This window comes from Methylorubrum sp. POS3, assembly GCF_043352485.1.
Taxonomy (GTDB): Bacteria; Pseudomonadota; Alphaproteobacteria; order Rhizobiales; family Beijerinckiaceae; genus Methylobacterium; species Methylobacterium suomiense.
Genome location: NZ_JAPRBT010000001.1, coordinates 687,334 through 712,524, shown reverse-complemented (window position 1 = coordinate 712,524; position 25,191 = coordinate 687,334). Strand labels below are relative to the sequence as shown.

The following is a 25,191-nucleotide window of genomic DNA, read 5'->3' as shown; positions in this document are numbered from 1 at the left end:
ATTGTTCACTATCACCGGGAGAATTTTCCCGGCACTCCTAAACCACCTGATTTTTGACGCATGCCGATTTTGAAAAGGATCTTTGGCATTATGCCACGAATAGGTCTGCAACGTTGTCACATCGCGCGGAGGGTCGGACCATCAACGCGGCCAGATGCCTTTAATTTTTTATCCAAAAGCCTCTTGTCATGGGACGATTACGCTACGGCGGAGCATCAATGAAGCAGTACACGAGAGAAGTGATGAACCTGCTTCGATGGTGGCCATTGCATCAGATACTGGGGGAGATTAACCCTCTTTAGGGGCGCTCATCGAAGAGATACGGTGCCGTGTACCAGAATTGCCCGGCCAGTGCGCAGATCCTGTTCGCTGCAGCCGACGCGACATGGCGGACGGAGGCAGCCCGGCTGCTCGACCGGCGTGTCGATGATCCTACCCTCGACCGTTGCCCGGAAGCCAAAGGCCAGCCTCACAGCCTTCTGCGGATCGCCTACGAGGCACGTGCACGAGCCTTTGCCGGATGGGAACGTTCCCGCGATGGCGAGGCGACGGCCTAGCGCATCGGCCCGAAAGGTGGGGCCGGCTTTCGGGCCGATGCAGCACAAGAACCGAGAGCGTCGTGCCGGATCCGATATCCGGCACGACGCTCCAGGGCCGGATCAATCGCCTGGTGGCAAGGGATCGACGCTCGTCCCTCCGCCAAGACGGTCTGAACGAGAAAGCCCCGGAGCGGCCAACCGCTCCGGGGCTTTCTTTTCGACGATGGGCCGAAACCGAACCGAAAGCCGGCCCCCGAGAGGGCCGGCCCGGCCGGCGATCAGCGCGCCGCCATCTTCTTCGGCAGCTTGAAGGCCCAGAAGCTGCCGCCCTGGTTGATGCCCGCGGTGGACTTGGCCACCTCGCCGCCCCAGAGCGGAACCGCACCGCCCCAACCGGCCGCGACGCCGATCCACTGCTCGCCGTCCTGCTCCCAGGTGATCGGCGAGGAGACCACGCCGGTGCCGACCTGGAACTTCCAGACTTCTTCGCCGGTCTTGGCGTCGAAGGCCTTCAGGAAGCCCTCCGGCGTGCCGGTGAAGACGAGGTTGCCGCCGGTGGTGAGCACGCCGCCCCAGAGCGGAGCCTTGTTCTTGTAGTTCCAGACCACCTTGCCGGTCGCCGGGTCGATCGCCTTCAGCGAACCGATATGGTCGTCGAAGACCGGCTTGATGGTGAAGCCGGCGCCGAGATAGGCGGCGCCCTTCTTGTAGTTCACCGGCTCGTTCCAGATGTCCATGCCCCACTCGTTGGACGGGACGTAGAACAGCTTGGTGTCGGGGCTGTAGCCGATCGGCATCCAGTTCTTGCCGCCGAGGAAGCTCGGCACCGCGAACACGGACTTGCCCTTCTTGCCGTCCTCGGACTTCGACGGGTCGCCGGGGCGGAACGCGTCGTCGTAGATCGGACGACCGTCCTTATCGATGCCCTTGGCCCAGTTGATCTTCTCGACGAACGGCGAGGCCGAGATGAACTTCCCGTTGGTGCGGTCGAGGACGTAGAAGAAGCCGTTGCGGTCGGCGGTGGCGCCGGCCTTGACGGTCTTGCCGTCCTTCTGGAGGTCGAACGGCACGAACTCGTTCACGCCGTCGAAGTCCCAGCCGTCATGCGGCGTGGTCTGGAAGCCCCAGACGATCTCGCCGTTGTCGGGGTTGAGGGCGATGCGCGAGGCCGACCACTTGTTGTCGCCGGGGCGCAGGGCCGAGTTCCACGGGCCGGGGTTGCCGGTGCCGAAATACAGGAGGTTGGTCTCGGGGTCGTAGGTGCCGCCCAGCCAGGTGGCGCCGCCGCCATACTTCCACATGTCGCCCGGCCAGGTCTCGTTGACCTTGCCGGTCATCGTGGAGGGCTTGCCGTTCAGCTCGCCCATATGGCCCTCGATGACGGGGCGCTTCCAGATGACCTCGCCGGTCTCGGCGTCGCGGGCCTCGACCCGGCCGACGATACCGAACTCGCCGCCCGACACGCCGGTGATGATCTTGCCGTTCACGATCAGCGGGGCAGCGGTGTAGCTGTAGCCGGCCTTGAAGTCGTCGATGTCCTTGCGCCACACCACCTTGCCGGTCTTGGCGTCGAGGGCGACGAGCTTGGCGTCGAGCGTGCCGAAATAGACCTTGTCCTTGTAGAGCGCGGCGCCGCGGTTCACCACGTCGCAGCAGGGCAGAATGCCCTCAGGCAGACGGGCGTTGTATTCCCACAGCTTCTCGCCGGTGCGGGAATCGACGGCGTACATGCGCGAGTACGAGCCGGTGACGTAGATCACGCCGTCCTTGATGAGCGCCTGGCTCTCCTGGCCGCGCTGCTTCTCACCACCGAAGGAGAAGGAGTAGGCCGGGACGAGGCCCTGGATCGTCTCCTTGTTGATGGCCTTGAGCGGCGAGTAGCGCTGAGCCTGGGTGCCGAGGCCGTAGGTGACGACGTCGTCGGTGGTCTTGGCGTCGTTGAGGATCGCCTCGTTGCTCACACCGCCGCTGCTGGCGGATTTCTCGGTCTTGGTCTCGCTCTTGGCCTCGGGCGCCGCGAGGGCCTGGGAAGCGCCCGCGAGGAGCGCCGCCGCCCCTACGGCTGCGAGGAACCGGTCACGCACCTTCATCGGAACATCCCTCCTGATCTTGAGCGGGCTGCCGACGGACCTTATCGAGTCGCGGTCGTTGAAGCGGCATCCCTCGATCGCAAGCTAGCCACCGGGCGGCGGCCTGGTTATTGGCCATAAGTCCAAGATAAGAATGGTGCATTGCAGCAAATCGATTTTGACGAAGAAGTTCTGCAGCCGTCTACAGTCGAACGACTGAGACCGGATACGAAAAAGCCTCGGACCACGCGGGGGCGCGCTCCGAGGCTTACTTCGTTACAGCGTGTCGAAACACCGCAGTCCTGCCTCATCGAGTAGGCAACCGGTTCCGCATCACGCCGTCAGGGTGATCGCTGTCGGCTCAGAAGCCTTTCGGAGGCGTATAGGTCACGCCGTAGCGCGCGCAGATCGCCTTGAGCCGCCCGTCCTCCGACATGGCACCGAGGACTTCCCCGACGGCGTAGCCGAGGTCGCGGGAATCGGATCGTACGGCCCCGCCGAGTTCCCAATTGGTCTTCACGAGACCGCCGAGCGCGATCTCGACCACGGGGAAGCGGTCCGGCCCGACCTTTGCCTCGAACAGGGCCGCCTCGATCGCGGGCCGCGTGCCGGCCAGGATCGCGGTCTCGCCGGCCAGGAACGCCCTGGCCGCCTCCTCGAAATTGCGGAAATGCTTGAGGTTGTTCCGGTAGCGTCCGTTCTCGGCCATCAGGATCTGGAGGTCGGAGGCGCTGGCACCTTCCACCGCGATCTGGTTCTCCTCGATATCGGGAAAGCTCGAGAGCCCCTCCATCTTGTCCCGCGCCCAGGCGAAGGCGAGGCGCTGCTCGAAATAGGGACGAACGAGGAAGACCTGCTCGTTGCGGATGCCGAGCAGCTTGTCGTTCGGCACGTGCAGCATCAGGTCGGCCAGCGGCGAGCCGGCCAGATCGCCCTTCCAGAGGTTCAGGCGGAAATCGCCGTCGACATTCTCGCCGGCATCGACCAGCCGCAGATCGAGCTTGAGCTTCAGGGCCTGCGCAAGGGCCTGCGCGAGATCCACATCGATGCCGACGGGCTTGCCGTCGCGCATCTCCGAGAACGGCGCGTTCTCACCGTAGAGCGCGACCCGCAGGGTGCCGTCCGCGTTCACCTCATCGAAGGGTCGAGCGAAGACGGGTCGCGCGGCCAGCGCCGCGAGACTCGCCAGTGCCGTCAGCGCACCGCGCCGGGTGAAGGGGTGCGACACGACTACTCTTCGTGCTTGGCTTCGATGTAGGTGCGGATCGCCCACATGGCTTCCTGGGAGAGAACGCCATCGAAGGCCGGCATCTTGGTCACGCCGTTGACGACGGCGCCGTGCTTCATCCGCTCGACGAAGTATTCGTCGCCCTCCTTGCCGGTCGGCAGGTAGCGAAGGTCCGGGGCGAGGCCGCCGGAGATCATCTGCAGGCCGTGGCAGCGGGCGCAGTTCTGATTGAAGCCGGAATCCCCGATCGCCACCGCCTTGGCGTTGCCGCGATAGGGATTCTCCTCCTTCCACTCGGTGCCGAGGGGGTCGAGCCCGTCGGTGTTGACCGGCTGAGGCTGCACGTCGCCGTGGGCGAAGGCGCCGCCCGCGAGCACGAGGCCGAGCAGGAACCCGCCCGCCAGCCGAATCCGTGTCGTCATATCCGTCTCGCTCCCTGGCCGCCCCGCGGCACAGGGCGCACGGGGAACGGCTCGTGTCCGACGAGCGGGACCATGATCCGCACTCCTCGATTGTCCGTCACGGTAGCAAGCGGGCCGGAACCGCCCCATTGTGCTTTGGTACGACGCGCCGCACACGCTCGGGCTGCGACCTTGGTCCAATATCGGCGGGGACTCGGCCGCGCCTATGCTTGCCCCAAAATCCAGGGTGGAACCGTTCGGGACAGGATGCCGAGACGTGCCGATCTCGCCGAGAGCGGCCAAAGGGCTTTGAGCGGGCGTGCCCGGCACGCGCTGCGGGCCCTGCTGGCGGCCGGCATCGTCCTCGCCGCCGCCGCGACGCAGGCGGAGCCCGCTGCCGCCCCTCCCGCCGCGCCGCCGCTGACGATTCACTATATCGAGCGCCGGGTCGAGCGACCGACTCCCCTCAACAACGAACCGCCGATCCCCGACGACGAGGGGCTCAGCGGCGCCGAACTCGGCCTGCGCGACGGCAATGCCACCGGCCGCTTCGTCAAATTGGCCTTTGCCCTGAAATCGACGGTGGTCGAGCCGGGCGCCGATCTGCCCGCGGCGCTGGCCGCCCTGGCCCGCGAGAGCGGCCCCTTGCGCTTCGTCGTCGTCAACGCTCCGGCCGACGACCTCCTGACCATCGCCGACGCGCCCGAGATGCGGGACGCGGTGACGCTCAATATCGGCGCGCCGGATACGCGGCTGCGCGACCGGGATTGCCGCGCCCGGCTCCTGCACGTGCTTCCGTCGCGGGACATGCTGACCGACGCGCTCGCGCAGTTGCTCCTCTACAAGCGCTGGGGCCGCATCCTGCTGGTCTCGGGCCCCGGTGCCGACGACACCCTCTACGCCGACGCTCTGCGCAAGAGCGCCAAGAAGTTCGGCGCGCGGATCGTCGCCGAGGCGAGTTTCGACGCCCGCGGGGCCGATCTGCGCGACTCGGCCCTCAAGGAATTCGCCGTCATCACCCGCGGCCCGGAGCATGACGTGGTCGCCGTGGCCGACGAGCGCGGCGAGTTCGGCGCCAACCTCGTCTACAACACCGCCTCGCCCCGGCCTGTCATCGGCACCCAGGGACTGACACCGACCGCCTGGGGCCGTCCAGTCGAGGCCTGGGCCGCCGTGCAATTGCAGGAGCGCTTCACCAAGCTCGCCGGCCGGCCGATGGGCCCGATCGACTGGGCCGGCTGGATGGCGGTCCACGCGGTGACCGAGGCCGCGACGCAGCTCAAATCGAGCGACGCGACCGCGATCCGCGATCTACTCCTGTCCAAGAAGTTCGAGGTCGGCGGCTTCAAGGGCCGGGCGCTGAGCTTCCGGCCCTGGAACGGCCAATTGCGCCAGCCGGTCTTCGTGCTCTGGCCCGGCGCCGTGGTCGCCGCCGCCCCGGTCGAGGGATTCCTGCACCGGCGCACCGAACTCGACACTCTCGGTCTCGACGAGCCCGAGAGCGCCTGTCGCGCCTTCGGAGGCAATGGATGAGTCTTCTTCGATACTGCGTCGGCGCCGCCCTGTTGATGCCACTCGGCGCGCAGGCTCACGAAGTCTACGTCTCGAACGAGCGCGACAACACCGTTTCGGTGATCGATTCCGCCACCTGGGAGGTGACGCGCACCTTTCCCGTGGGGCGGCGGCCGCGCGGGCTGACGTTCTCGAAGGACGGCAAGCGCCTCTTCCTCTGCGCCAGCGATTCCGACGCGGTGCAGGTGTTGGATCCGGATACGGGCAAGCTCCTGCACGATCTGCCCTCGGGCGAGGATCCGGAGCAGTTCTCGCTGGCCCCGGACGGCAAGACCCTGTTCATCGCCAACGAGAACAACGCCACGACGACGGTGGTCGATGCCGATGCCCGCAAGGTGCTGGCGCAGATCGATGTCGGCATCGAGCCCGAAGGCATGGCGGTGAGCCCCGACGGCAAGCTCGCGGTCACGACCTCCGAGACCACCAACATGGTCCACTGGATCGATACCGGATCGCTGCAGGCGATCGACGCCACGCCGGTCGGCCAGCGCCCGCGCCACGCCGAGTTCACCCGGGACGGCAAGAGGCTCTGGGTCTCGTCCGAGATCGGCGGCACGGTCGCGGTGATCGACGTGGCGAGCCGCCAAGTGATCGAGACCATCGGTTTCGAGATCAAGGGCATCTCCGGCGACCGCATCCAACCCGTCGGCATCGCGCTGTCGGAGGATGGACGAACCGCCTTCGTCGCCCTCGGCCCTTCGGACCGGGTGGCCGTGATCGATACCGAGAGCTTCAAGGTGAAGGCGTATATCCTCGTCGGCCGCCGGGTCTGGCACGTCGCGGTGCTGCCCGGTGGTGAGCGTCTGGTGAGCACGAACGGCGTCTCCGGCGACGTGACGGTGATCGATACCGGCAGCCTGAAGGCCATCCGCAGCATCAAGGTCGGGCGCTACCCATGGGGCGCCGCGGTGCGGCCGGTGGCGAATGCCCGCTCTGCGGGAGCGGCCGAGTGAACCCCTTATCCCTCCGCGGAAGCAGGGATGCCGCGTGGGCGACCCTGTGGCGGTTCTTGGCCGGCATCGTCGCGGCGTTGCTGTGGCTGCTCCCTGCCCAGGCCGGCACCCTCGGCCGCGCCGGCATGGAGAAGAACTTTCCGCCCCCCCTCGTCGTCGGAGAGCGCGACGACCGCATCCCGGTCTGGCCGATCCTAAAGCAAGAAGCGGGCTCCTACGAGGTCATCGCCTACGCCTTCGAGTCGATCGATTTCGCCCGGATCCCCGGTTTCGGCGGTACGGCCCCGAACCTGCTGATCGCCCTCGCGCCGGACGGCACCTTTCGCGATGCGAAGGTGATCACCCATCACGAACCGGTCTTTCTCGAAGGCCTCGGCTCGGAACCGCTCTTCGCCTTCGTCGAGCAATATGTCGGGCTGTCCGCGCGTCAGCCGATCCGGGTCGGACGGCCGAACGCGCGGGCCGCCGGAGCGGCGCCCGCCACGACCGTCGACGGCATCTCGATGGCGACCGCCTCGACCCGCGTGATCAACGAGACGATGCTCACCGCCTCCCTCGCCGTCGCGCGGGAGAAGCTCGGCTTCGGCGCGGTCAATAGCGGCCTGCGGGTCGAGGCCAAGCCCGATTTCGAACCCCTGACGCTCGCCGAGTTGGAACGGCGCGGCTGGCTCAAGCGCTGGCGCGTCACCCCCGCCGAGGTCGATGCGGCCTTCGCCGGCACCGGTTTGAGCGATCCCGATCCCGGTCCGGCGGACGAGGCCTTCGCCGACTTGGCGATCGCCTATCTCAACGTCCCCACCATCGGCCGCACGATTCTCGGGGAGGCGGCCTATGCCCGGCTGATGCGCGAGATCGGTCCGGGCGGCCACGCGGTGATGGTGGTGAGCTCGGGGCGCTGGAGCCCGTTGCCGGAGGATTTCGTGCTCGGCTCGGTGCCGGATCGGCTCACGCTGCAACAGGGCGGCCTGACCGTGAATGCCCGCGACGCCGCCTGGGAGCGGCGCGATCTCGCCCCCGATCTCCCGGCCGGTCCCTGGACCATCCTGAAGATCGGCGACGCGGCCGGTTTCGATCCGTCCGCTCCGTGGTCGCTCTCCGTGAAGGTCACCCGCGAGCGCGGTCAGATCTTCCCCGAGAAGGTCTCCCGCGAAATCGCGACGGAGTATCGCCTGCCGCCCGATTTGTTCACCCGCGAAGTGCCGGATGCCGGGCCGAGCTGGATCGATTCCTGGCGCGCCCGCGGGGTCGAACTCGGGATCATCGCCGCCGCCCTCGCCCTGCTCGTGCCCGTTCTCTCTCGCCAGGAAGCCCTGGTGGCGCGGCCGCAGGCCTTCTCGCTGTTCCGCCTCGGCTTCCTCGCCTTCACCCTCGGCTTCATCGGCTGGTACGCCCAGGCTCAACTCTCGATCGTCACCCTGGTCGGCGCGGCGCGGGCCGCCTTCCATACCGGCGATTTCGGCTTCCTGCTCTACGATCCGCCTTCACTCCTGATCTGGGCCTTCGTGCTCGTGACCCTAGTCATCTGGGGCCGGGGCACCTTCTGTGGCTGGCTCTGTCCGTTCGGCGCGTTGCAGGAATTTGCCGCCTGGCTCGCCCGTCCCTTGCGCATCCGCCAGATCACCGTGCCGCCGCGCCTCGACCGCGCGTTGCGCCAAGTGAAATATGTGGGCCTCGCCGCGATCCTCGGCGCCGCCATCCTCGGCTCGCCACTCGCCGACAGCCTCTCCGAGATCGAGCCGTTCAAGACCTCGATCACCCTGTACTTCGTGCGCTCGCTCCCCTTCGTGCTCTACGCGCTCGGGCTGATTGTCCTCAACCTCTTCGTCTACAAGGGTTTCTGCCGCTATCTCTGTCCGCTCGGCGCGAGTCTCGCCGTGGCCGGGCGCCTGCGCCTCCTCGATTGGATCCCCCGCCGCACGGAATGCGGCTCGCCGTGCCAGCTGTGCAAGGTGCGCTGCCGCTACGGCGCCATCGCACCCTCGGGTCGGATCGATTATCCCGAGTGCTTCCAGTGCATGGACTGCGTGACGATCATCCACGATCCCACGCAATGCGTGCCCCAGGTGCTGGCAGCCAAGCGGGGCAAGCGCGCCGTTCTCCAGCCGGTGGCCGCCGAATGAGCCCCCCCTCCCCCCGACTGCGCCCCGTCGCCGAACGGCGGCGCGTGCTGCTCGGCGGCTTCGGCGCCCTGGCCGCCCTCGCCGCCGGACCGGCGGCGTTCCGAGCCCTGGCGGAGGAACGCGGACGCCGTGCCGCCACGCGCGCCGGGCTCGCCTTCGGCACCACGGTCTCGCTCACATTGGTGGCGGACGGTTCCGATCGCTTCGAGCCGGCCTTCCGAGACGCCTTCTCGGCGATCCGGGCGGTGGAGGCCGCGGGCAGCCTCTTCCAACCCGAGAGCGCCCTCTCACGCCTGAACCGCGACGGCACGCTCGCCACGCCCGATCCGCTGCTCCTCGATATGCTGCGCTTCGCCCTGACCTTGGCGGAGCGAAGCGGTGGCGCCTTCGACCCGACGGTGCAGCCACTCTGGACGCTCTGGTCCGAGGCGACCGCGAAGGGCGAGCGTCCGGGACCGTCAGCCCGTGCGGAGGCGGTGGCGCGGGTCGGCTGGCGGCATGTCCGGGTGGAAGAGACCGGCATCCACTTCGACCGGCCCGGGATGGGCGTGACGCTCAACGGCCTGATCCAGGGATTTGCCGCCGATCAGGTGATGGCGGCGCTCAAGGCTCATGGCATCGCCGATGCCTTCGTGGATACCGGCGAGTTCGGCGCCAGCGGCGCCCATGTCGACGGCTCGCCCTGGCGACTCGGCCTCGCCGCCCACGGCGACGACGCGATGTCCGACGTCATCGCGCCCTTCACCGGCTTCGCGGCCACCTCCGGCGACGACGCCACGACTTTCTCGCCGGATCGGCGCGATCATCATATCTTCGATCCCGCCACCGGCCTGTCGCCCACCGCGCTCTCGCGGGTGACGGTGACGGCACCGAGCGGACTTCTCGCCGACGGCCTCTCCACGGCAGCTTTCGTGATGGGGGCACAGGCTGGCCAGGCGCTCATTCAGCTTTACAGCGGGTGTTCGGCGCGCTTTACGGCGAAGGTCTGATCCCGGCCGGGTTCGCCGCCGCACATTCCCGCGACCGGCACGGCGGAACGGGAACGATCGGTTCGGGACAGTGTAAAGGAGCCGCGGCGAAGGATGCGGAGGCTTTCGACCGCACAGGCGCAGCCAAACTTCCCGAAGTTGAGCCGTGCCGCTCCGACCGCATGAAGTCTCGAACAGGATGTCCAGCCCCTTCACCCCGACAAAGCAGCCCTCCCCGACCGACGGGCCGGTCGCCGTCGTGGCCGATGACGATGCGTTCTTCCGCCTTGCCCTGACGACACTGCTCGTGCGCCGGCTCGGCTTCGCGCGGGTGGTGGAGACGGGATCCCTCGACGAGGCCCTGGCGGCTTTGGCCGAGACGCCGGAAGCGAGTCTCGCTCTGTTCGATCTGCGGATGCCGGGCATGGCCGGCGCCGCCTCCTTGAGCGCGGTGCGCGAGTGCTTTCCCACGGTGAAGGCCGCGATCCTGTCCGGCTCGACCGACCGCGACGACATCCTCACGGCGCTCGCCGCCGGAAGTCACGGCTACGTTCCCAAGACCCTATCCCCGCCGGAGGTCGTGAGCGCTCTGGAGATCATCCTCGGCGGCGCGATCTACGTGCCGCCGTTCCTGGCCGACCTGCCCATGCCCGCCCACTCAGCGCGCGGGGGCAAGGAGGCGGGCGATGTCTCCCTAACCTCCCTGACCCGGCGCCAGCGGGACGTGCTCGAACAGATCGTCGATGGGCGCTCGAACAAGGAGATCGCCCGCATCCTCGCCCTTGGCGAGGGGACCGTGAAGGTCCATGTCGCCGCTCTTCTGCGGACCCTCGGCGTCACCAACCGGGCCGCCGCCGCCGCTCTCGGCGCGCGCGCGCTCGGCCGAGCCTGAATCCAGAATGGGCCGCATCGGGTAGGCCCGATGGATGGCCGTTGGCCCTGCGAAGCAGGTTCAGGCGCAGCGGGCCGATGCGGGCTCGCCGCGGCGACTTGCCCAGCGCTCGACGGTGGCCAGAAGCGCGTCGCGCTTGAACGGCTTACCGATATGCCCCTGCATTCCGGCGGCCAGATAGTCCGACATCTGATGCGGCAGCACGTTGGCCGTCATGGCGATGATCGGCACCGCGGCGGCGGGCCCGCCCATCGCGCGGATGCAGCGGGTGGCGGTCATCCCGTCCATGCCGGGCATCTGGATATCCATCAGCACCAGATCGTATTGGCCCTCGGCCACCGCCCGGATCGCCTCGGCGCCGCTGGCAGCGACATCGACGCTGTGACCGCCGAGCGTCAGAACGGCACGTCCCAGTTCCTGGTTCAGGAACACGTCCTCGACCAGAAGCACGCGGCAGCTGCGGGAGCGGGATGGCTCCGCCGCCGGCACCACGGAGGGGGCCGCCATGACGATGGCGGGAAGCGGGACCTCGCATCGGAAGGTCGAGCCGATCTCCGGCTCGCTCGTGAGGCCGATGGTGCCGCCCATCAACTCGACCAGCTGTCGCGAGATGGCGAGACCGAGCCCGGTGCCGCCGAACTCCCGGCGGATCGTGCCGTCGATCTGGCTGAACCGCTCGAACAGCAGATGCTGCTTGCTGGCGGGAATACCGATGCCGGTATCCTGCACCGCGAAGCACACCCGGCCTTCCGCGGGGACCGTCAATGCGAGGGTCACGCCGCCGCGGCGCGTGAACTTCACGGCGTTGTTGAGAAGATTGAGCAGTACCTGCCGCAATCGATCGCGGTCGCCGACGACCGAGGCCGGCAGGTTCGGACCGAGCGTGACGGCGAGGGTCAGGCCCTTCTGTTCGGCGCTGGCGCGAACGATCGCGGCGGCCTCGTCGGCGAGCGGGGCGAGGGCGAAGGGTTCGGGAGTCAGTTCGATCTGTCCCGCCTCGACCCGCGAGAAGTCCAGGATATCGTCGACGATGGTCAGCAGGGCCGAGCCGGCGGAACGAACGCGTTCGGCGTGCAGGCGCGCGCCGGGCCCGAGGGACGGATCGTCGAGGAGGAGATCGGTATAGCCGAGCATGCCGTTGAGCGGCGTGCGGATCTCATGGCTCATGGACGCCAGGAATTCGGATTTCGCCCGGCTCGCCGCCTCGGCCTGGATGCGGGCCGCCTCCAGCTCCGCCGTGCGCTCGGTGACGCGCTCCGCCAGGGTCGCGTTGAGTTCGCGCAACGCCCGTTCGGCGGATTCGCGGGCCGTGTCGTCGCGCAGCGTCAACACGGCGCCGACTTGGCGCCGGTCGCCGTTGCGCAGGGGGCGCGCGGTGCCGATCGCCAGGACGCGCGAGCCGTCGGGGCGGTGAATGCGCCAGCGCGCATCGGCGACTTCCTCGCCGGCCACCGCGCGGGCAAGCGGAAGTTCGAGGGGCGGATGCGGGCGGCCGTCCTCGGTGAAGAGATGATAGGTGTCGCTGTAATGCTCGGGCTCGACATCGAGGCGGGCGATGCCGTGGATCGCCGCCGCGGCCTCGTTGACGAAGGTAATGCCGCCGGCGGCGTCGGTGACGATCACGCCCTCGGCGAGTTGGCCGAGAATCGCGGCGTTCTGGTCGGCCTGATCCTCGTAGAGGCGCAGATGCGCCGCCACGACGGTCGCCAGATCCCGCAATTGCGCGCGCGCCTCCTGCGAGAAGGAACGCGGGCGCCGGTCCATCAGGCACAGGGTGCCGACCCGGAGACCGGCCCGCAGGATCAGCGGCGCACCCGCGTAGAAGCGGACGCCCGGCTCACCCGTGACCAGCGGATTGTCGGCGAAGAGCGGTTCGGCCAGCGTGTCCTCGATGACGAAGATCTCGTCGGACAGGACGGCATGGGCACAGAAGGCGACCGTCCGGGGTGCCCCCATCGCCTCGATTCCGCACTTCGCCTTGAACCAGAGATCGTCCGCGTCGAGCAGGGCGACGGTGGCGATCGGGACCGCGAACAGGGTGGAGGCCGTGCGGCAGACCGCGTCGAAATGCGGCTCCGCCTCGGTTCCAAGAATGCGCAACGCATGCAGGGCGGCGAGCCGTTCGGACTCGTTCGGCGGATGAGCGACCATACCGATTCAGCGCCCTTCAAGGCGCACCCGGCGGAAGGGCCGTGTGCGTCGGACCCGACCATGAATGCGGGAACAATCGCACCGACCGGTTAGGACGAGTTTAACCGAGCGCCCGACGGCGGGCGCATCACGCTTTCGGGATGGGCCGCGACGCCGCGCTTCGAACCGAGCTGCGGGACCGTCCAGTCCTCCGCATGCCGCCGGTCCTCTGCGGCAAGTCGCGGCAGAGGGCTCCGGTTGATGCGCTGCCCTCTCCACCGGACTATAAGGACTTGTCGAAGACGCCGCCTCCCGCGGCTGAGGAACGACCGATGAGCGCCCTCGACGGATTGCTCCTCCTGGCCTTCCTGGCCCCGCCGACGCCGATCCGGCCGGAACCGCCACGACGTGTTCCCGGCTGGCTACCGGCCTTCCTCATGGGCGCGACCGTGTTCCTGATGGTCGCTCCCATGATCGCGATCTGGGGGTTCCACCGCCCGGACAAGCCGTTTCGCGATGCCTGCGAGGCATCTGGCGGCCGGGTGGTGCCGAACTCGCTGGCCGGCGACGGTCCACCCCGCTGTCGGCATCGGTGAGACGGGCTCCATCGGTCGGAGCCCGCTCCCGACCGCTTACGGATTGGCGTCGACCGCGTTGCGCAGCACCGGGGTCCAGCGGGCGACCTCGCTCTCGACGAGCTTCTGCAGGGCCGCCGGGCCGGCCTCCCCGTCCTTCGGCACCGTGCCGCCGAGTTCGAGGATCCGCTTCTTCGCGTTCGGATCCTTCAGCGCCGCGTCGAGGGCGGCGACGAGCTTCTTGCGCACGTCCTCCGGCAGGCCCTTTGGGGCGAACACCGCGTTCCAGGCGCTGACCTCATAGCCCGGCAGACCCGCCTCCTTGGTGGTCGGCACATCGGGCAGGCTCGGGTTCCGCTCCGGCGTGGCGACGGCGTAGGCCTTGATGGTGCCGCCGGTGATCTGCGTCGCAACATTGACGATCTGGTCGGTCATGAAATCGACCTGCCCGGCCATCAGGTCGTTCAGGGCCGGACCGGTGCCGCGATAGACCACGAGGGTCGGCTTCGCGCCGATCAGCGAGTCGAACAGCACGCCGGTCGAGTGGGAGACGGAGCCCACGCCCGCATGCGCCTGGTTGATCGAGGCGCCGCCCGTCTTCACCGCCTCGACGAAGCTCTTCAGATCGGGCGCGGCCATCGCCTTCTTGGCGACGATGACGATGGGCGTGCCCGCGGCCATGCCGATCGGGTCGAAGCTCGTCGCCGGATCGTATTTCAATCCCTTGAATAGGGCCGGGGCGGCGCCGTGCGTGCCCATGTGGCCCATCATGATGGTGTAGCCGTCGGGGGCGGCCTGCGAGGCGCGGGTGATGCCCGTGGTGCCGCCGGCGCCGGTGACGTTCTCGATCACCACCTGCTGGCCGAGGGCCTTCGACATCGGCTCGGCGACGATGCGGGCCACAATGTCGGTCGGTCCGCCGGCGGCGAACGGCACCACCATGGTGATCGGCCGCTGCGGATAGGTATCGGCGCGGGCGGTCACGGCCGTCAGGGCTACCAGAAACCCGAACGCGAGAGCCTTCTTCACGGTGTTCCCCCCTGCTTGATCTTGATGGACCGGCCGCGCTCGCCGCAGGCCCAATGTTTTTCGAAACTCACGCGCTAAACCGCGCTTCGACAAACGAAATACGTCGCCGGTTTAATCCCGGAGGTCAGGCCTCGGTGAAGACTTCGTCACGACCTTTTCGCAACGATGGCAGCAGAGCCGCGGCAAGGATCGCGAAGGCGACGATGAACAGCACCGCGCTGACCGGGCGCTCCAGGAACACCATCGGATCGCCGCGCGAGAGCGTGAGCGAGCGTCGCAGGTACTCCTCCATGAGCTTGCCCAGCACGAAGCCGAGAAGCAAAGGCGCCGGCTCGAAGCCGAACTTGATCAGCAGGTATCCCATCAGGCCGAAGAACCCGATCAGCATCACGTCGGTCGGCAGCGAATTGATGGAATAGATGCCCACCGAGCAGAACATCAGGATCGCGGGGAACATCAGCCGGTAGGGCACCTTCAGAAGGCGCACCCAGACCCCGACGAGGGGCAGGTTGATGATCAGCAGCATCAGGTTGCCGATCCACATCGAGGCGATCATGCCCCAGAACAGGTTGGGGTTCTTGGTCATCACACCGGGCCCCGGCACGATGCCGTGGATCGTCATGGCGCCGACCATCAGGGCCATCACGGCGTTCGGCGGGATGCCCAGCGTCAGCAGCGGGATGAAGGCGGTCTGCGCGCCCGCGTTGTTGGCGCTTTCCGGCCCCGCCACGCCCTCGATGGCACCGCGCCCGAACCGGCGCGGATCCTTCGCGATCTTCTTCTCGATCGTGTAGGCGGCAAACGGACCGAGCACGGCGCCGTTGCCCGGCAGGATGCCGAGGATCGCGCCGATGGCGGTGCCGCGCAACGTCGCGGGCGCCGCCTGCTTGATGTCGGCCAGTCCCGGCAGGAGCCGGCCGATGCGCTCGCGCACCACGTCGCGGGTCTCGGTCTGGTCGAGATTGCGCAGGATCTCGGCGATGCCGAACAGGCCCATCGCCAGCACCGAGAAATCGACGCCGTCGGTAAGGAAGGAGAACCCGAACGTCATCCGTTCCTGGCCGGTTTCCAGATCCGTGCCGACGGCGGCGAACAGCACGCCGACGAGGATCATCGCCACCGCCTTCAGGACCGAGCCGTGGGCGAGGACCACCGCGAAGGCCAGCCCCATCACCATGAGGGCGAAATATTCGGCCGGGCCGAAGATCAGGGCGAGCTTGGTCAGCGGCGCGCCGAGCGCGGCGATCAGAACGGTCGCGACCGTGCCGGCGAAGAACGAGGCGATCGCCGCGGTGCCCAGCGCGATGCCGGCCCGGCCCTGACGGGCCATCTGGTGACCGTCGAGCGTCGTGACCACCGAGGTCGCCTCGCCGGGAATGTTGACGAGGATCGCGGTGGTCGAACCGCCGTACTGCGCACCGTAATAGATGCCGGCGAGCATGATCAGCGCGCCGACGGGATCGAGGCCGAAGGTGATCGGCAGCAGCATCGCGATGGTGGCGATCGGCCCGACGCCGGGGAGCACGCCGATCAGCGTGCCGACGAGGCAGCCGAGGAAGCACAGGGCGATGTTCTGAAGGCCGAGGGCGACCGAGAAGCCGAGGCCGAGATTTGCGAGAAGGTCCGGCAAGGGGGCCGCTCCGAGTCAGATCTTCGAGGGGTCAGGTCGTCAGGGAGTGGCGCGCCACGTCGACGGGTTCGCGCCGGCCCGAGCGGCGCTGCACGAGGAGAAGGCCGAGCCCGGCCAGCGCCATGACGCCCGCCGCGATCCGCAGCAGGGTGCGAGCCGGCAGCACACCGGTCATCGCTTGGACGACGGCGGTGGGAAAGATCGGGATCGGCAAATTCAGCAGATCACCGAACAGCAGCATGCAGCCCGCGGTCAGGAACAGCGCCAGGGTGAGCAATTCGAGGAAGCGCGCCTCGGTGCCGGCATAACCCGCGATGACGATGGCAAGCGGTCCGGCGACGATGAGGCCGAGGCCGGGGGTCGTGATGCCGCCCAGCACGAAGGGCCGGATCGTGATGGCGAAGGCGAGAACCGCCAGGGTGATGACGACGGGTCCGCGGACGCTGAAGGATTGCAGCGGCGCACCATCATGGGTGAAGCCGGCAATGGCCAGTGCCAATCCGCAGATCCCGACGCCGATGGACAGCCAGAACGGCATCAGGCCGGGGCCGATGGCGCGGAGCGAGCCGTAATCGAGATCGCTCGACGCCCAGACGCCGAACACTCCGAGTCCGATCAGGCCGAGACCGGCGACCAAGCTCTGCGGTGCCCGCACCGCGCCGCGGCGCGACGACGTCCCGTCGAGGGGCGCGTCCATTCCCGTTTCCTCCAGATGATCATGCCGCCGTCGGGGGCGGCCCTTTTTGTCGTTCTGGCACGGCACGCGGGGCGCGTCGCGCTCGAATTCGTGGCGGCGGCCCGCCATCCACCGCGGGCCTGGCCGGATGGTTGCCGTGCCGCGCCAGTCGACGAACAGGTCCGGTCCGTCGACTGGCGCGTCGGATCAGTCGGCCTGGATGCCGGCTTCTTTGACCACCGGCGTCCACTTGGCGATCTCGGACTTCACGTGTTCGGCCAGGGCCTCGGGGGTCGAGGGGGTGAGCTTGGCGCTGAAACCCTTCATCCGCTCGGCCAGCCCCGAATCGGCCAGGGCTTTGACGGCGGCGGCGTTGAGGGCGTCGATGATGGGCTTCGGCGTCTTGGGCGGCGCGAACAGCGCGTTCCACGTGTAGGTCTCGTAAGCCGGCAGGCCGGATTCCGCGATGGTCGGGACGTCGGGGAAGGAGGGTGCGCGCTCCTTCGTCGTCACGGCGAGCGCCCGCAGGCTCCCGGACTTGATGAATTCCGACGCCGAGGGAAGATTGTCGAACTGGATCGGCACCTGGCCGGCCACCACGTCGTTCAGGGCCGGACCGGAGCCGCGATAGGGGATGTGCTGCATCTGCACGCCCGCCAGGCTCTTGAACAGCTCGCCCGACAGATGGAGCGGCGTGCCGACGCCGGAGGACGCATAGTTGTACTTGCTCGGATCGGCCTTCAACAGCGCGATCAACTCCTGCACGTTCTTGGCCGGCAGGTTCGGGTTGACGACGAGCACGTTGGGCACGACCGCGAGCAGGGCCACGGGACTGAAATCGGTGACCGGGTCGTAGGGCTTGCGCTTCAGGATCAGCGGGTTGAGCGCATGGGTCGCCACCGTGCCCATCAGGATGGTGTAGCCGTCGGGCTCGGCCTTCGCCACGCGCGCCGCACCGACATTGCCGCCCGCGCCGACGACGTTCTCGACCACGACCTGCTGGCCGAGGATGTCCGACATCTTCTGCGCCACCAGCCGACCGACCACGTCGGTCGAGCCGCCGGCCGCGAAGGGGACGACGAGCGTGATGGGCCGCGTCGGATAAGCCGGCGCCTGGGCGCGCGCGCCGAACGGCAGGGCCGCGGCGATCAATCCGCCGACGACGAGCGCGCGACGCGACAGGGGTGACAAACCCATCCAAACTCCTCCCGATCATCTCATTGGCCTGCCGACGGATCGACACGCCTCTGTATCAAGGGGAGGAACGAGGCCTCACGCAACCCGTACGCAGCGCGGATGTGCAACAGACTTGTGGAGTCGCAACGCAATCCGCGCCGGACTTCCCGCGAGCGCGCCGCCGCCCGCTCAGGCCGGCCCGGAATGGGGCGGGCCGAAGAAGGTCTCGCGCTCGATGAAGATCAGCTCCGAGCGCTTGTGCGGCAGGTCGAATTCCTTGAGCCGGACGAAGCCCTGCTTCTGCATGTACTCGATCCAGCGCACGTGATCGATGCGCGGGTCGCCGATCACCCGTTGCGTTCGGGGATCGTCCAGGAACATGTAGTGCAGCACGGCACGGAACCACGCCTCGACCTTGCCCGGCCCCTGATGCCGGGAATCGCCGACGAGAAGATGCAGGCCGCGGTCGTAATCCTGCACGTCGAAGAACGGCGAGACCCGGTCTTCCTTCGCCCAGTACATCTCGAAATAGGCGAACGGCGCGTCGTCGAAGCAGCCGACGAAGCTGATCATGTGCGGATCGGCCTCGACGGTCTTGAGATAGGCCCGGTGCTGGTCGAGATCGCCGCGCTCGTTCCAGAACTCGGCCACGCTGTCGAGGTTCATCCAGTGATTGAAGGTCGCGAGATCCCCCTCGATATCGATGGCGCGGATCGAGAAATCCGCCTTGAAGCGGGGCATGTGCCGCCGATAGACCTCGCCGACAGGCTTCGGCGGACGCTTGGGATGACGCTTGTCGCCGCTCATCGCGTAGGCGAGCGGTGTCTGGCCGCTGGCACGGCCCTTTAGCCACAGCGCCGGATGCTGCCAGAACGCGCCGCGGTGAGCGCTGAGCCGCAGGCCGCCCTCACCCGGCTCCGCGGACTGGACGATACCGCCCCGGATCGCTTCGCGGACCCAATCCTCGGAGGCCGGCAGGGTCAACTGCGCGACCTCGATCTTCGGGCGCCGGGCGAAGAGATGGGCCAGCAGGGGCAGCAACGCCTCCGGCGGCATCGCCGCCTCGAAGCCGTCCACAGCCCTGAGGATGTGCGGCTCGGACCGGGCGAGGGTGAGCGTGCCACCCCCCTCCACGATCACGCGGGCGCTCTCGTCGCCGAGTTCGGCGACGACCCGCCGCCCGTCCGCGAGAACAAGGGTGAAGGGTACGATCGTTTCGTCCTGAAAGCTCACCACGTGTAACGGGCTCCGACGATGATCTTCCGTTCCTGACCGTAGAAGCACGACGTCGGGTCGCCACAGGCGCTGACATACTTTCTGTCGGCGAGATTGCGGATGTTGAGGGAGAAGCGCCAATTCTCGTAGGCGTAGGAGACGCCGAGATCGACGAGGAAGAATTCCGGCACCCGGATCGGCGTGAGACTGATCGAGCCGGCGGAGGCCCCGGTATAGCGCAGGCCGGCGCCGAGCCTCAGTCCGCGAAGATCGCCGGTGAGGAACGTGTAGTCGCCCCAGATCGAACCGATACGGTCTGGCACCGCCGTCGGACGGGTGCCCAGTTCCTCCGGCGCATCCAGACTGCCGATCACCCGCACGTCCTGAAGGGTGTAGGAGCCGATCATCCGGAAGCCATTCCCGAATTCGACGAGCGCCTCCATCTCATAGCCGCGCGAACGCAGATCCTGTGCGTAGGAAAGGAGCCCGAAAGTCGAGACGACGTTGGTCTGGGTGATGTCGAAGGCGGCGGCGCTGAGAAGGATCGGCAGGCCGGGCGGCTGATATCGGAGCCCGACTTCTTCCTGCGTACCGAGGCTCGGCCGGAACGGCCCTGTCGCCACGAACTCATTGTCACGAGCGAACCTGCCGCCACCCGGATTGACGGAGAACGACTCCGAATAGCTCACGTAGGGCGCCAAACCGTTGTCGAAGAGAAAGACTGCGCCGACTCGCGGAGACAGGGCCGTATCTTTGGATACACCTGTCTCGTTGGGACTGGCAGAATCTTTGAAATTATTGTTGGCAGCGTCGTATCGAAGGCCTCCCGTCAGCACCAGCCGATCGAAGAACTTGATCTGATCCTGAAAATAAACACCGACCTGGGAAATTCTTTGCTTCTCATCCTGAATCAAGGAAGGCACGCCGGCCGCAATCGGCTCGCTGGCACCCGAAAACACGTCCAGTCTGCCGCCGTCGCGATAGGTCAGGCGATCGAAATTATACTGATTGAGGTAATCTACCCCGACCAAGACGGTATGCTTCGACGGTCCGATCGCGAAATCGGCCTGCAGCTGATTGTCGATCGTGAAAACACGGGAACTGACATTACCGCCGAGCGCAGCGCGATTCATCAATCGTTCGCTGGGATCGGTGCTATCGAGGCCAACGCCGTAGTTTGTGTTGATACCATTACTGACGGTCGCGTAGCGCAAATTTTGCCGAACAGCGAATACATCGTTGAAGCGATGCTCGAATTCGTAGCCAATCGCGTATTGCGTTTTGATGACCTTGTCGAAGCTCCGGGTACCCGTCCAAAGTCGGCGAGAGATGCGCCCATTGATGTTCGGCAGCACGGTGCCTTGAGCCGGCAGGAAGTCGCTATCGATATGGGTGTCGTCGTGCAGGAACGAACCGAACACGATCAGAGAGGTCTGATTGTCAGGCTTCCAGGCGAAGGACGGCGCCAGCGCAATGCGCTGGCCGGTGAAGGGATTGCCGCCGTTGAGCTGACTGTTCTGGCCGAGGCCGACCATTCGGTAGCTCAGCGTACCGTCGTTGTTCAGCGCTCCACCGAAATCGAGGCCGATGCGCGGCTGCTCGAAAGTGCCGGCCTGCATGTCCACGAGGGCGAAGGGCACCGGGGTCGGACGTTTCGAGACGTAGTTGATGGTACCGCCGGGACCGCCCTGACCGTAGAGGACCGATGAAGGGCCGCGCAACACTTCGATGCGCTCGGTCATAAACGGATCGACGCGGTAACCGCCATAGGGCCGCGTCGTCGGAAGACGCAGGTTGTCCTGGAAAAAGTTCGCCGGCAAGCCGCGGATCGTGATGTAGTTGTCCGAGCGCGAGCTGCTGCCATACGTGTCGGCGTTGATGCCCGGCGTATACTGGAACACTTCGCTCGCGCTGGTCGATTGCAGCGTCTCGATGCGGTCGCGCCCGATCACCGTGATCGATTGGGGCGTCTCGATGATCGGCGCGGCGGTCTTGGTGCCGGCGGTGCTGGTCTTGGCGACGAAGCCCTCGACCGGCCCCTTACCGCCCGCCTCGGGATCGCCGGACACCGAGACGACGGCGCGGCTGGGCGCTCCGTTGCGCGTCGGACCACGGACGAGACCGTCGCCCTGAACAGAGATTTCGTCCAGCCGCGTCGTTTCCTGGGCGAAGGCATCGTGGGGCGTCACGAGGCCGATCGCGCCGAGCATTGCCGCCGATCCGGCCGTCAGCGCCGACATTCGGAATCTACCCGCCATCCCCATCAATACCCCCCCGGCAGCACGCATCGTCCAATATCCTAGCCTGCTATACGCTTGACTAGTGTTATGCAACGCATCGATTAAATACTAGAACGGTTTTAAGAACCATTCTATTGTAGTCGATCACGGCATAAATAGTGTTAATCATCAATCGAGGGCTATCGTCTGTGCCCCAGCGGTGACAGCCTCGAGAAAACCATCTCACGCTGCGGAGCTTGCAAGAACTCGCCTCAGAGTAGCAATGCCGGATCAGCCCGTCGGGGCCAATGCCCGACCCGTTTGGCCGGATAGGAGGTCGCCGACGATCTCGGCCGCGCGGAGGGGGAGAATCGAGAGCAGCGTATCGGACAGCCCGTGGCTCCGTTCGTTGCAGCCCTGGAGATAGATTCGCGCCGTGTAGGAGGCCGGTGTTCTGAGCCGATAGAACCGATCGACCTCGAATCCTCCCAGATCTGCCGCCAAGCCCGCCAAAAGTCGCTCGTGGCTGTCATGACGGTAGCCGGTCGCCAGGATCGCGAGGTCGAAGCCTTCGCTGGCGACCGCACCGGTCACGCTGTCCCGCAGGTCGAGGACGAGCCCGTTCCGCTCCTGGACAGCCTCGATGCTGCGCCCGGCCAGCACCCGATGCCGCTCGGTGTCCGCGACCCGCTGGCGATAGAGCAGCGCGTAGATGCGCTCGATCAGGTCGTGGTTCACCACCGCGTAATTGGTGTTGCGCATGGAGGCGATGAGATCGCGACGCGCCTCCGCCTCCATGGCATGCACCGCATCGACGAAAGCGGCGTCGAACACCTCGTTGACGAAGGGGCTGTCGTCGGCCGGGCGCAGGGCGTGGTCCCGCAGGATCAACGTCGCCGCCGCTTCGGGGAAGCGCTGGGTGACGTCGTAGAACACCTCCGCCGCACTCTGCCCGCCCCCGATCACGGCCACCCGCACGGGCCCCCGCCCGGCGATCCGGTCGTCGCGGCGCGAGAGATAGGACGAGGTGTGGATGATCCGCTCCTCTCCCAGCCCCTCGAACAGGGCGGGGATGCGCGGCCGCCCGCCTACGGCGACCACCAGGTCGCGGGTCAGGCGCTCGAAGCGCGCGCCCGACGCGTCGCGGGTCAGAACCCGCAGGCGCGACACGGTGCCGTTGCGCGCCACCGGCTCCACTGCCTCGACGGTCTCGCCGTAGCTCACCCGATCCGTGAAGGCGGCGGCGGCCCAACGGAAATAGTCGGTGAATTCCTCACGCGTCGGCGCGTCCTGCTTCAGGTTGATGAAGCTCTCGAGCCGGCCCTTGTGATGCAGGTAATTCACGAAGGTGAACGGGCTCGTCGGATCGCGCAGGGTCGCCAGATCCTTGAGGAACGAGATCTGGACGGTGCTCCCCTCGATCTGCATGTCGCGGTGCCAGTGGAACCCGTCCTGGCGCTCGACGAAACCCCAATCGAGCCGTTTCGCGCCGGGCATCTCGGCGAGGGCCACGGCCAGGGCGAGATTGGCCGGGCCGAAGCCGATGCCGATCAGATCTTTCTCCTTGTGGGTCATGCGCATCCCGCTCGTTCCGTTGTGCTGTCCGGGGCGTCCAGCGCCGCCCGTGAGGGTCTTCGGCCGGTCAGGCCGCTTCATCGGGCAGGGCCGGGGGTGGCCAGAGCCGTGCGGCGGGGCGGTCCGGGTCGCGGGCGGCGGCCTCCAGCACACCGGAAAGGTCCTGCGCCAGCGCCTCGACGGTCGCGGAGTCGAACAGAGCGGTGAGGTAGCCGATGGAGACGGCGAGCCCCCCGTCGGCCCGCTCCTTGAAGTCGAATTCGAGTTCGAAACTCTCGTCGGTATCGGCGACCGGAAAGTCCCTCGCCCGCAGGCCTGCCAGCAGGTCGGCGCTCTCGGGCTCGACCCGGAGGTAGCTGAACAGGACTTGGAACGGCGCCGCCGCGTGGCTCAGGCGATCCCGGCGGGCGAGAGCGTCGAGGAGGCGGGCGTAGGGAACCGGCCCGGCGGCCTGAGCGGCCAGCCGCTCGTCGCGCACGGCGGTGAGTATCCGTGCGAACGACTGCGCTGGATCGATCTCGAGCACAGCGAGATCGGTGGCGACGAGGCAGCCCATCACCGTCTCCAGCTCCGACGGGCCGCGGTCGGCAACCAGGATGCCGAGGCTCATGGCATCGCGGTCGCTGCGGCGGCGCAGGGCGATACCGAGGGCGGCCATCGCGGCCATCGGCAGGGTGGCGTTCAAGGCCCGGGCGTTCGCCGCGAGGCGCAAAACCGCCGCTCCGGGGATCTCGAAGCGAATTCGGGCACCGCGCATGCCGAGATCGGGCCTGCGGGGTCGGTCGGTCGGGACCGGATCGGGCCGCCATGGGCCGGACAGGCGCTCCAGGGTCTCGGCGAGCCGGGCCTCCGCGGCGGGAGTCCGATCCTGCGCCCGACGCCAAGCGGCGTAATCGATCGCCTGCCGGGCCGGCTCGGGCAGACCGGGCTCGGATCCGCCCGCGAAGGCCCGATAGCCGGCGCCGAACTCGTCGAGCAGCACCGCCATCGAGCGCCCATCGCCCGCGGCGTGATGGACCGCGAGGGTGAGCACGTGGTCCTGACGGCCGAGCCGCACGAGGCCGACGCGGATCGGCAGATCCACCGCCATGTCGAAGGGACGTTCCGCTTGGTTCTGCGCGAAGCCGAGGGCCGCCGTCTCGATGTCGCTGCGGGGGCGGTCCGTCAGGTCGAGGCGCTCGATCCGGATCGGCGCGGAGGGATGCACCACGAGTTCCAGCCCCGCCGCGCCAGCCCGGAACGTGGTGCGCAGGGCCTCGTGTCGAGCGACGATGCGGTCGAAGCTAGCCCGCAACGCGTCGGTGTCGAGGGGGCCCGACAGGCGCAGCGCCCCGAAGATGGTCCAGGCGCTGCTGTCCGGATGGCGCCGCTGCCAGTGCCACAGCCCGGCCTGCATGTCGGTGGCCGGAACGGCCCGGTCGCGGGGCGCACGCGGTACGGCCATATTCGTTTCGGCCGCCACGGCGGGTGCGGCCTCGATACGGGCCGCGAGGGCCGCCAGACCGGGCGCCTCGAACACCGCCCGCAGGGGAAGATCCCGCCCGAATTCGGCGCGAATGCGCGCGACGAGCTTTGCGGCGAGGAGGGAATGCCCGCCGCGCTCGAAGAAGCCGTCCGTCCGGCCCACCCGCTCGACGCCCAGCAGCGCCGTCCACAAACCCGCCAACGCCGTCTCGGTCGCCCCCTGCGGCGGCGCCGCGTCCCGCCCCCGCCAATCCGGCGCCGGAAGCCCCGACCGGTCGAGCTTCCCGCTCGCCAGACGCGGCAGCGCGGCCAGTTCCACGATCAGCGACGGACGCAGGTGAGCCGGCAGACGCGCCGCCAGATGCGCCGACAGGATTGCGGCCAGGTCTGCTTCGCCCTGGGCGGCATCCCCCGCCGGACCCCGCCCGGCGACGTAGGCCACGAGATGCGCCTCCGAGCAGCACGCCGAAGAACGAGTTGAAGCGGATCGGGATGGTCGGGTCGAAGGCGTAGCCGGTGCCGGTGTAGAGCGAGACGGCGGTGGGGTGCAGGTTGACGTCGCCCTTGGTGATCAGCCCGCCATCGGCGCGCCAGACCGTCTGCTTGCCGGTGAGCACGACGCCGGAGGTGCCGGCCTTCTGCAGCACCGGGGCGCCGGGGTTGAGGCCCTTGGAGGTGCCGAAGATGGTCTTGAAGTTGTCGTCGTGGTCGGCGGTGTTGACGAAGCCGGTGAGCGAGACGCGGCCGGGATAGGCGGTGA

The 25,191-nt window shown here is 67.6% G+C and carries 18 protein-coding genes and 1 pseudogene; 6 read left to right on the top strand and 13 right to left on the bottom strand.

All coding sequences use genetic code 11. The annotated features are described in order from the left end of the window. Positions 1-817 precede the first annotated feature (817 nt). The 3 genes from OWC43_RS03405 to pedF form a co-directional block, all read right to left on the bottom strand. The gene (locus OWC43_RS03405) at positions 818-2,629 is read right to left on the bottom strand and encodes a PQQ-dependent methanol/ethanol family dehydrogenase (protein ID WP_137831142.1); all 1,812 of its coding nucleotides are present in this window, start codon (positions 2,627-2,629) and stop codon (positions 818-820) included. A gap of 340 nt (positions 2,630-2,969) precedes the next feature. Beyond that, positions 2,970-3,836, bottom strand: coding sequence for a substrate-binding periplasmic protein (locus tag OWC43_RS03400; protein ID WP_393955712.1), 867 nt, complete (start codon positions 3,834-3,836; stop codon positions 2,970-2,972). Positions 3,837-3,838: 2 nt separating this feature from the next. Further along, the gene (gene pedF / locus OWC43_RS03395; RefSeq protein ID WP_137831140.1) at positions 3,839-4,258 is read right to left on the bottom strand and encodes a cytochrome c-550 PedF; all 420 of its coding nucleotides are present in this window, start codon (positions 4,256-4,258) and stop codon (positions 3,839-3,841) included. A 246-nt stretch (positions 4,259-4,504) separates the two neighbouring features. On the opposite strand from pedF, the gene OWC43_RS03390 reads away from it, so the two are divergent. From OWC43_RS03390 to OWC43_RS03370, 5 genes are all read left to right on the top strand, one after another. Further along, positions 4,505-5,770 carry an ABC transporter substrate-binding protein gene (locus OWC43_RS03390; RefSeq protein ID WP_393955711.1) on the top strand — a complete coding sequence of 422 codons (1,266 nt, stop codon included), beginning with the start codon at positions 4,505-4,507 and terminating at the stop codon, positions 5,768-5,770. Continuing rightward, a complete protein-coding gene (locus OWC43_RS03385; protein ID WP_171015563.1) occupies positions 5,767-6,762 on the top strand; it encodes a YVTN family beta-propeller repeat protein in 996 nt (331 codons plus the stop codon). The genes OWC43_RS03390 and OWC43_RS03385 overlap by 4 nt, the downstream gene beginning before the upstream one ends. 56 nt (positions 6,763-6,818) lie before the next feature. Then, positions 6,819-8,882, top strand: a complete 2,064-nt coding sequence (locus tag OWC43_RS03380) for a 4Fe-4S binding protein (protein ID WP_393955710.1) — start codon at positions 6,819-6,821, stop codon at positions 8,880-8,882. Then, positions 8,879-9,871, top strand: coding sequence for an FAD:protein FMN transferase (locus OWC43_RS03375; RefSeq protein ID WP_393955709.1), 993 nt, complete (start codon positions 8,879-8,881; stop codon positions 9,869-9,871). The genes OWC43_RS03380 and OWC43_RS03375 overlap by 4 nt, the downstream gene beginning before the upstream one ends. A 178-nt stretch (positions 9,872-10,049) precedes the next feature. Then, on the top strand, positions 10,050-10,742 hold the full coding sequence (locus tag OWC43_RS03370) for a LuxR C-terminal-related transcriptional regulator (protein WP_393955708.1): 693 nt from the start codon (positions 10,050-10,052) through the stop codon (positions 10,740-10,742). A gap of 60 nt (positions 10,743-10,802) precedes the next feature. Here OWC43_RS03370 and OWC43_RS03365 read toward each other — a convergent pair whose 3' ends face one another. Then, on the bottom strand, positions 10,803-12,893 hold the full coding sequence (locus tag OWC43_RS03365) for an ATP-binding protein (RefSeq protein ID WP_393955707.1): 2,091 nt from the start codon (positions 12,891-12,893) through the stop codon (positions 10,803-10,805). A 311-nt stretch (positions 12,894-13,204) separates the two neighbouring features. Here OWC43_RS03365 and OWC43_RS03360 point away from each other — a divergent pair, with 311 nt between their 5' ends. Beyond that, positions 13,205-13,468 carry a hypothetical protein gene (locus tag OWC43_RS03360; RefSeq protein WP_137831134.1) on the top strand — a complete coding sequence of 88 codons (264 nt, stop codon included), beginning with the start codon at positions 13,205-13,207 and terminating at the stop codon, positions 13,466-13,468. 36 nt (positions 13,469-13,504) lie between these two features. Here OWC43_RS03360 and OWC43_RS03355 read toward each other — a convergent pair whose 3' ends face one another. The 9 genes and pseudogenes from OWC43_RS03355 to OWC43_RS03315 all read right to left on the bottom strand — a co-directional run. After that, positions 13,505-14,476 carry a tripartite tricarboxylate transporter substrate-binding protein gene (locus tag OWC43_RS03355; protein WP_393955706.1) on the bottom strand — a complete coding sequence of 324 codons (972 nt, stop codon included), beginning with the start codon at positions 14,474-14,476 and terminating at the stop codon, positions 13,505-13,507. A gap of 124 nt (positions 14,477-14,600) precedes the next feature. Next, entirely contained in the window at positions 14,601-16,106 is a 1,506-nt protein-coding gene (locus OWC43_RS03350) for a tripartite tricarboxylate transporter permease (RefSeq protein ID WP_393955705.1), read from the bottom strand. A 31-nt stretch (positions 16,107-16,137) separates the two neighbouring features. Continuing rightward, entirely contained in the window at positions 16,138-16,803 is a 666-nt protein-coding gene (locus OWC43_RS03345; RefSeq protein ID WP_137831131.1) for a tripartite tricarboxylate transporter TctB family protein, read from the bottom strand. A gap of 186 nt (positions 16,804-16,989) precedes the next feature. Next, positions 16,990-17,979 (bottom strand): tripartite tricarboxylate transporter substrate binding protein, encoded by a 990-nt coding sequence (locus tag OWC43_RS03340; RefSeq protein WP_137831130.1) that lies wholly within the window; start codon positions 17,977-17,979, stop codon positions 16,990-16,992. 168 nt (positions 17,980-18,147) lie between these two features. After that, on the bottom strand, positions 18,148-19,191 hold the full coding sequence (locus OWC43_RS03335) for a GNAT family N-acetyltransferase (protein ID WP_393955704.1): 1,044 nt from the start codon (positions 19,189-19,191) through the stop codon (positions 18,148-18,150). Beyond that, positions 19,188-21,413, bottom strand: a complete 2,226-nt coding sequence (locus OWC43_RS03330; protein WP_393955703.1) for a TonB-dependent siderophore receptor — start codon at positions 21,411-21,413, stop codon at positions 19,188-19,190. Before OWC43_RS03330 ends, OWC43_RS03335 begins: the two co-directional genes overlap by 4 nt. A gap of 270 nt (positions 21,414-21,683) precedes the next feature. Continuing rightward, positions 21,684-22,967 carry a lysine N(6)-hydroxylase/L-ornithine N(5)-oxygenase family protein gene (locus tag OWC43_RS03325; RefSeq protein ID WP_393955702.1) on the bottom strand — a complete coding sequence of 428 codons (1,284 nt, stop codon included), beginning with the start codon at positions 22,965-22,967 and terminating at the stop codon, positions 21,684-21,686. A 67-nt stretch (positions 22,968-23,034) separates the two neighbouring features. Continuing rightward, complete coding sequence (locus tag OWC43_RS03320; protein ID WP_393955701.1) at positions 23,035-24,873, bottom strand: condensation domain-containing protein; 1,839 nt, start codon at positions 24,871-24,873, stop codon at positions 23,035-23,037. 13 nt (positions 24,874-24,886) lie between these two features. After that, positions 24,887-25,191 (bottom strand): annotated as a pseudogene (locus OWC43_RS03315) (porin); the annotation flags it as partial.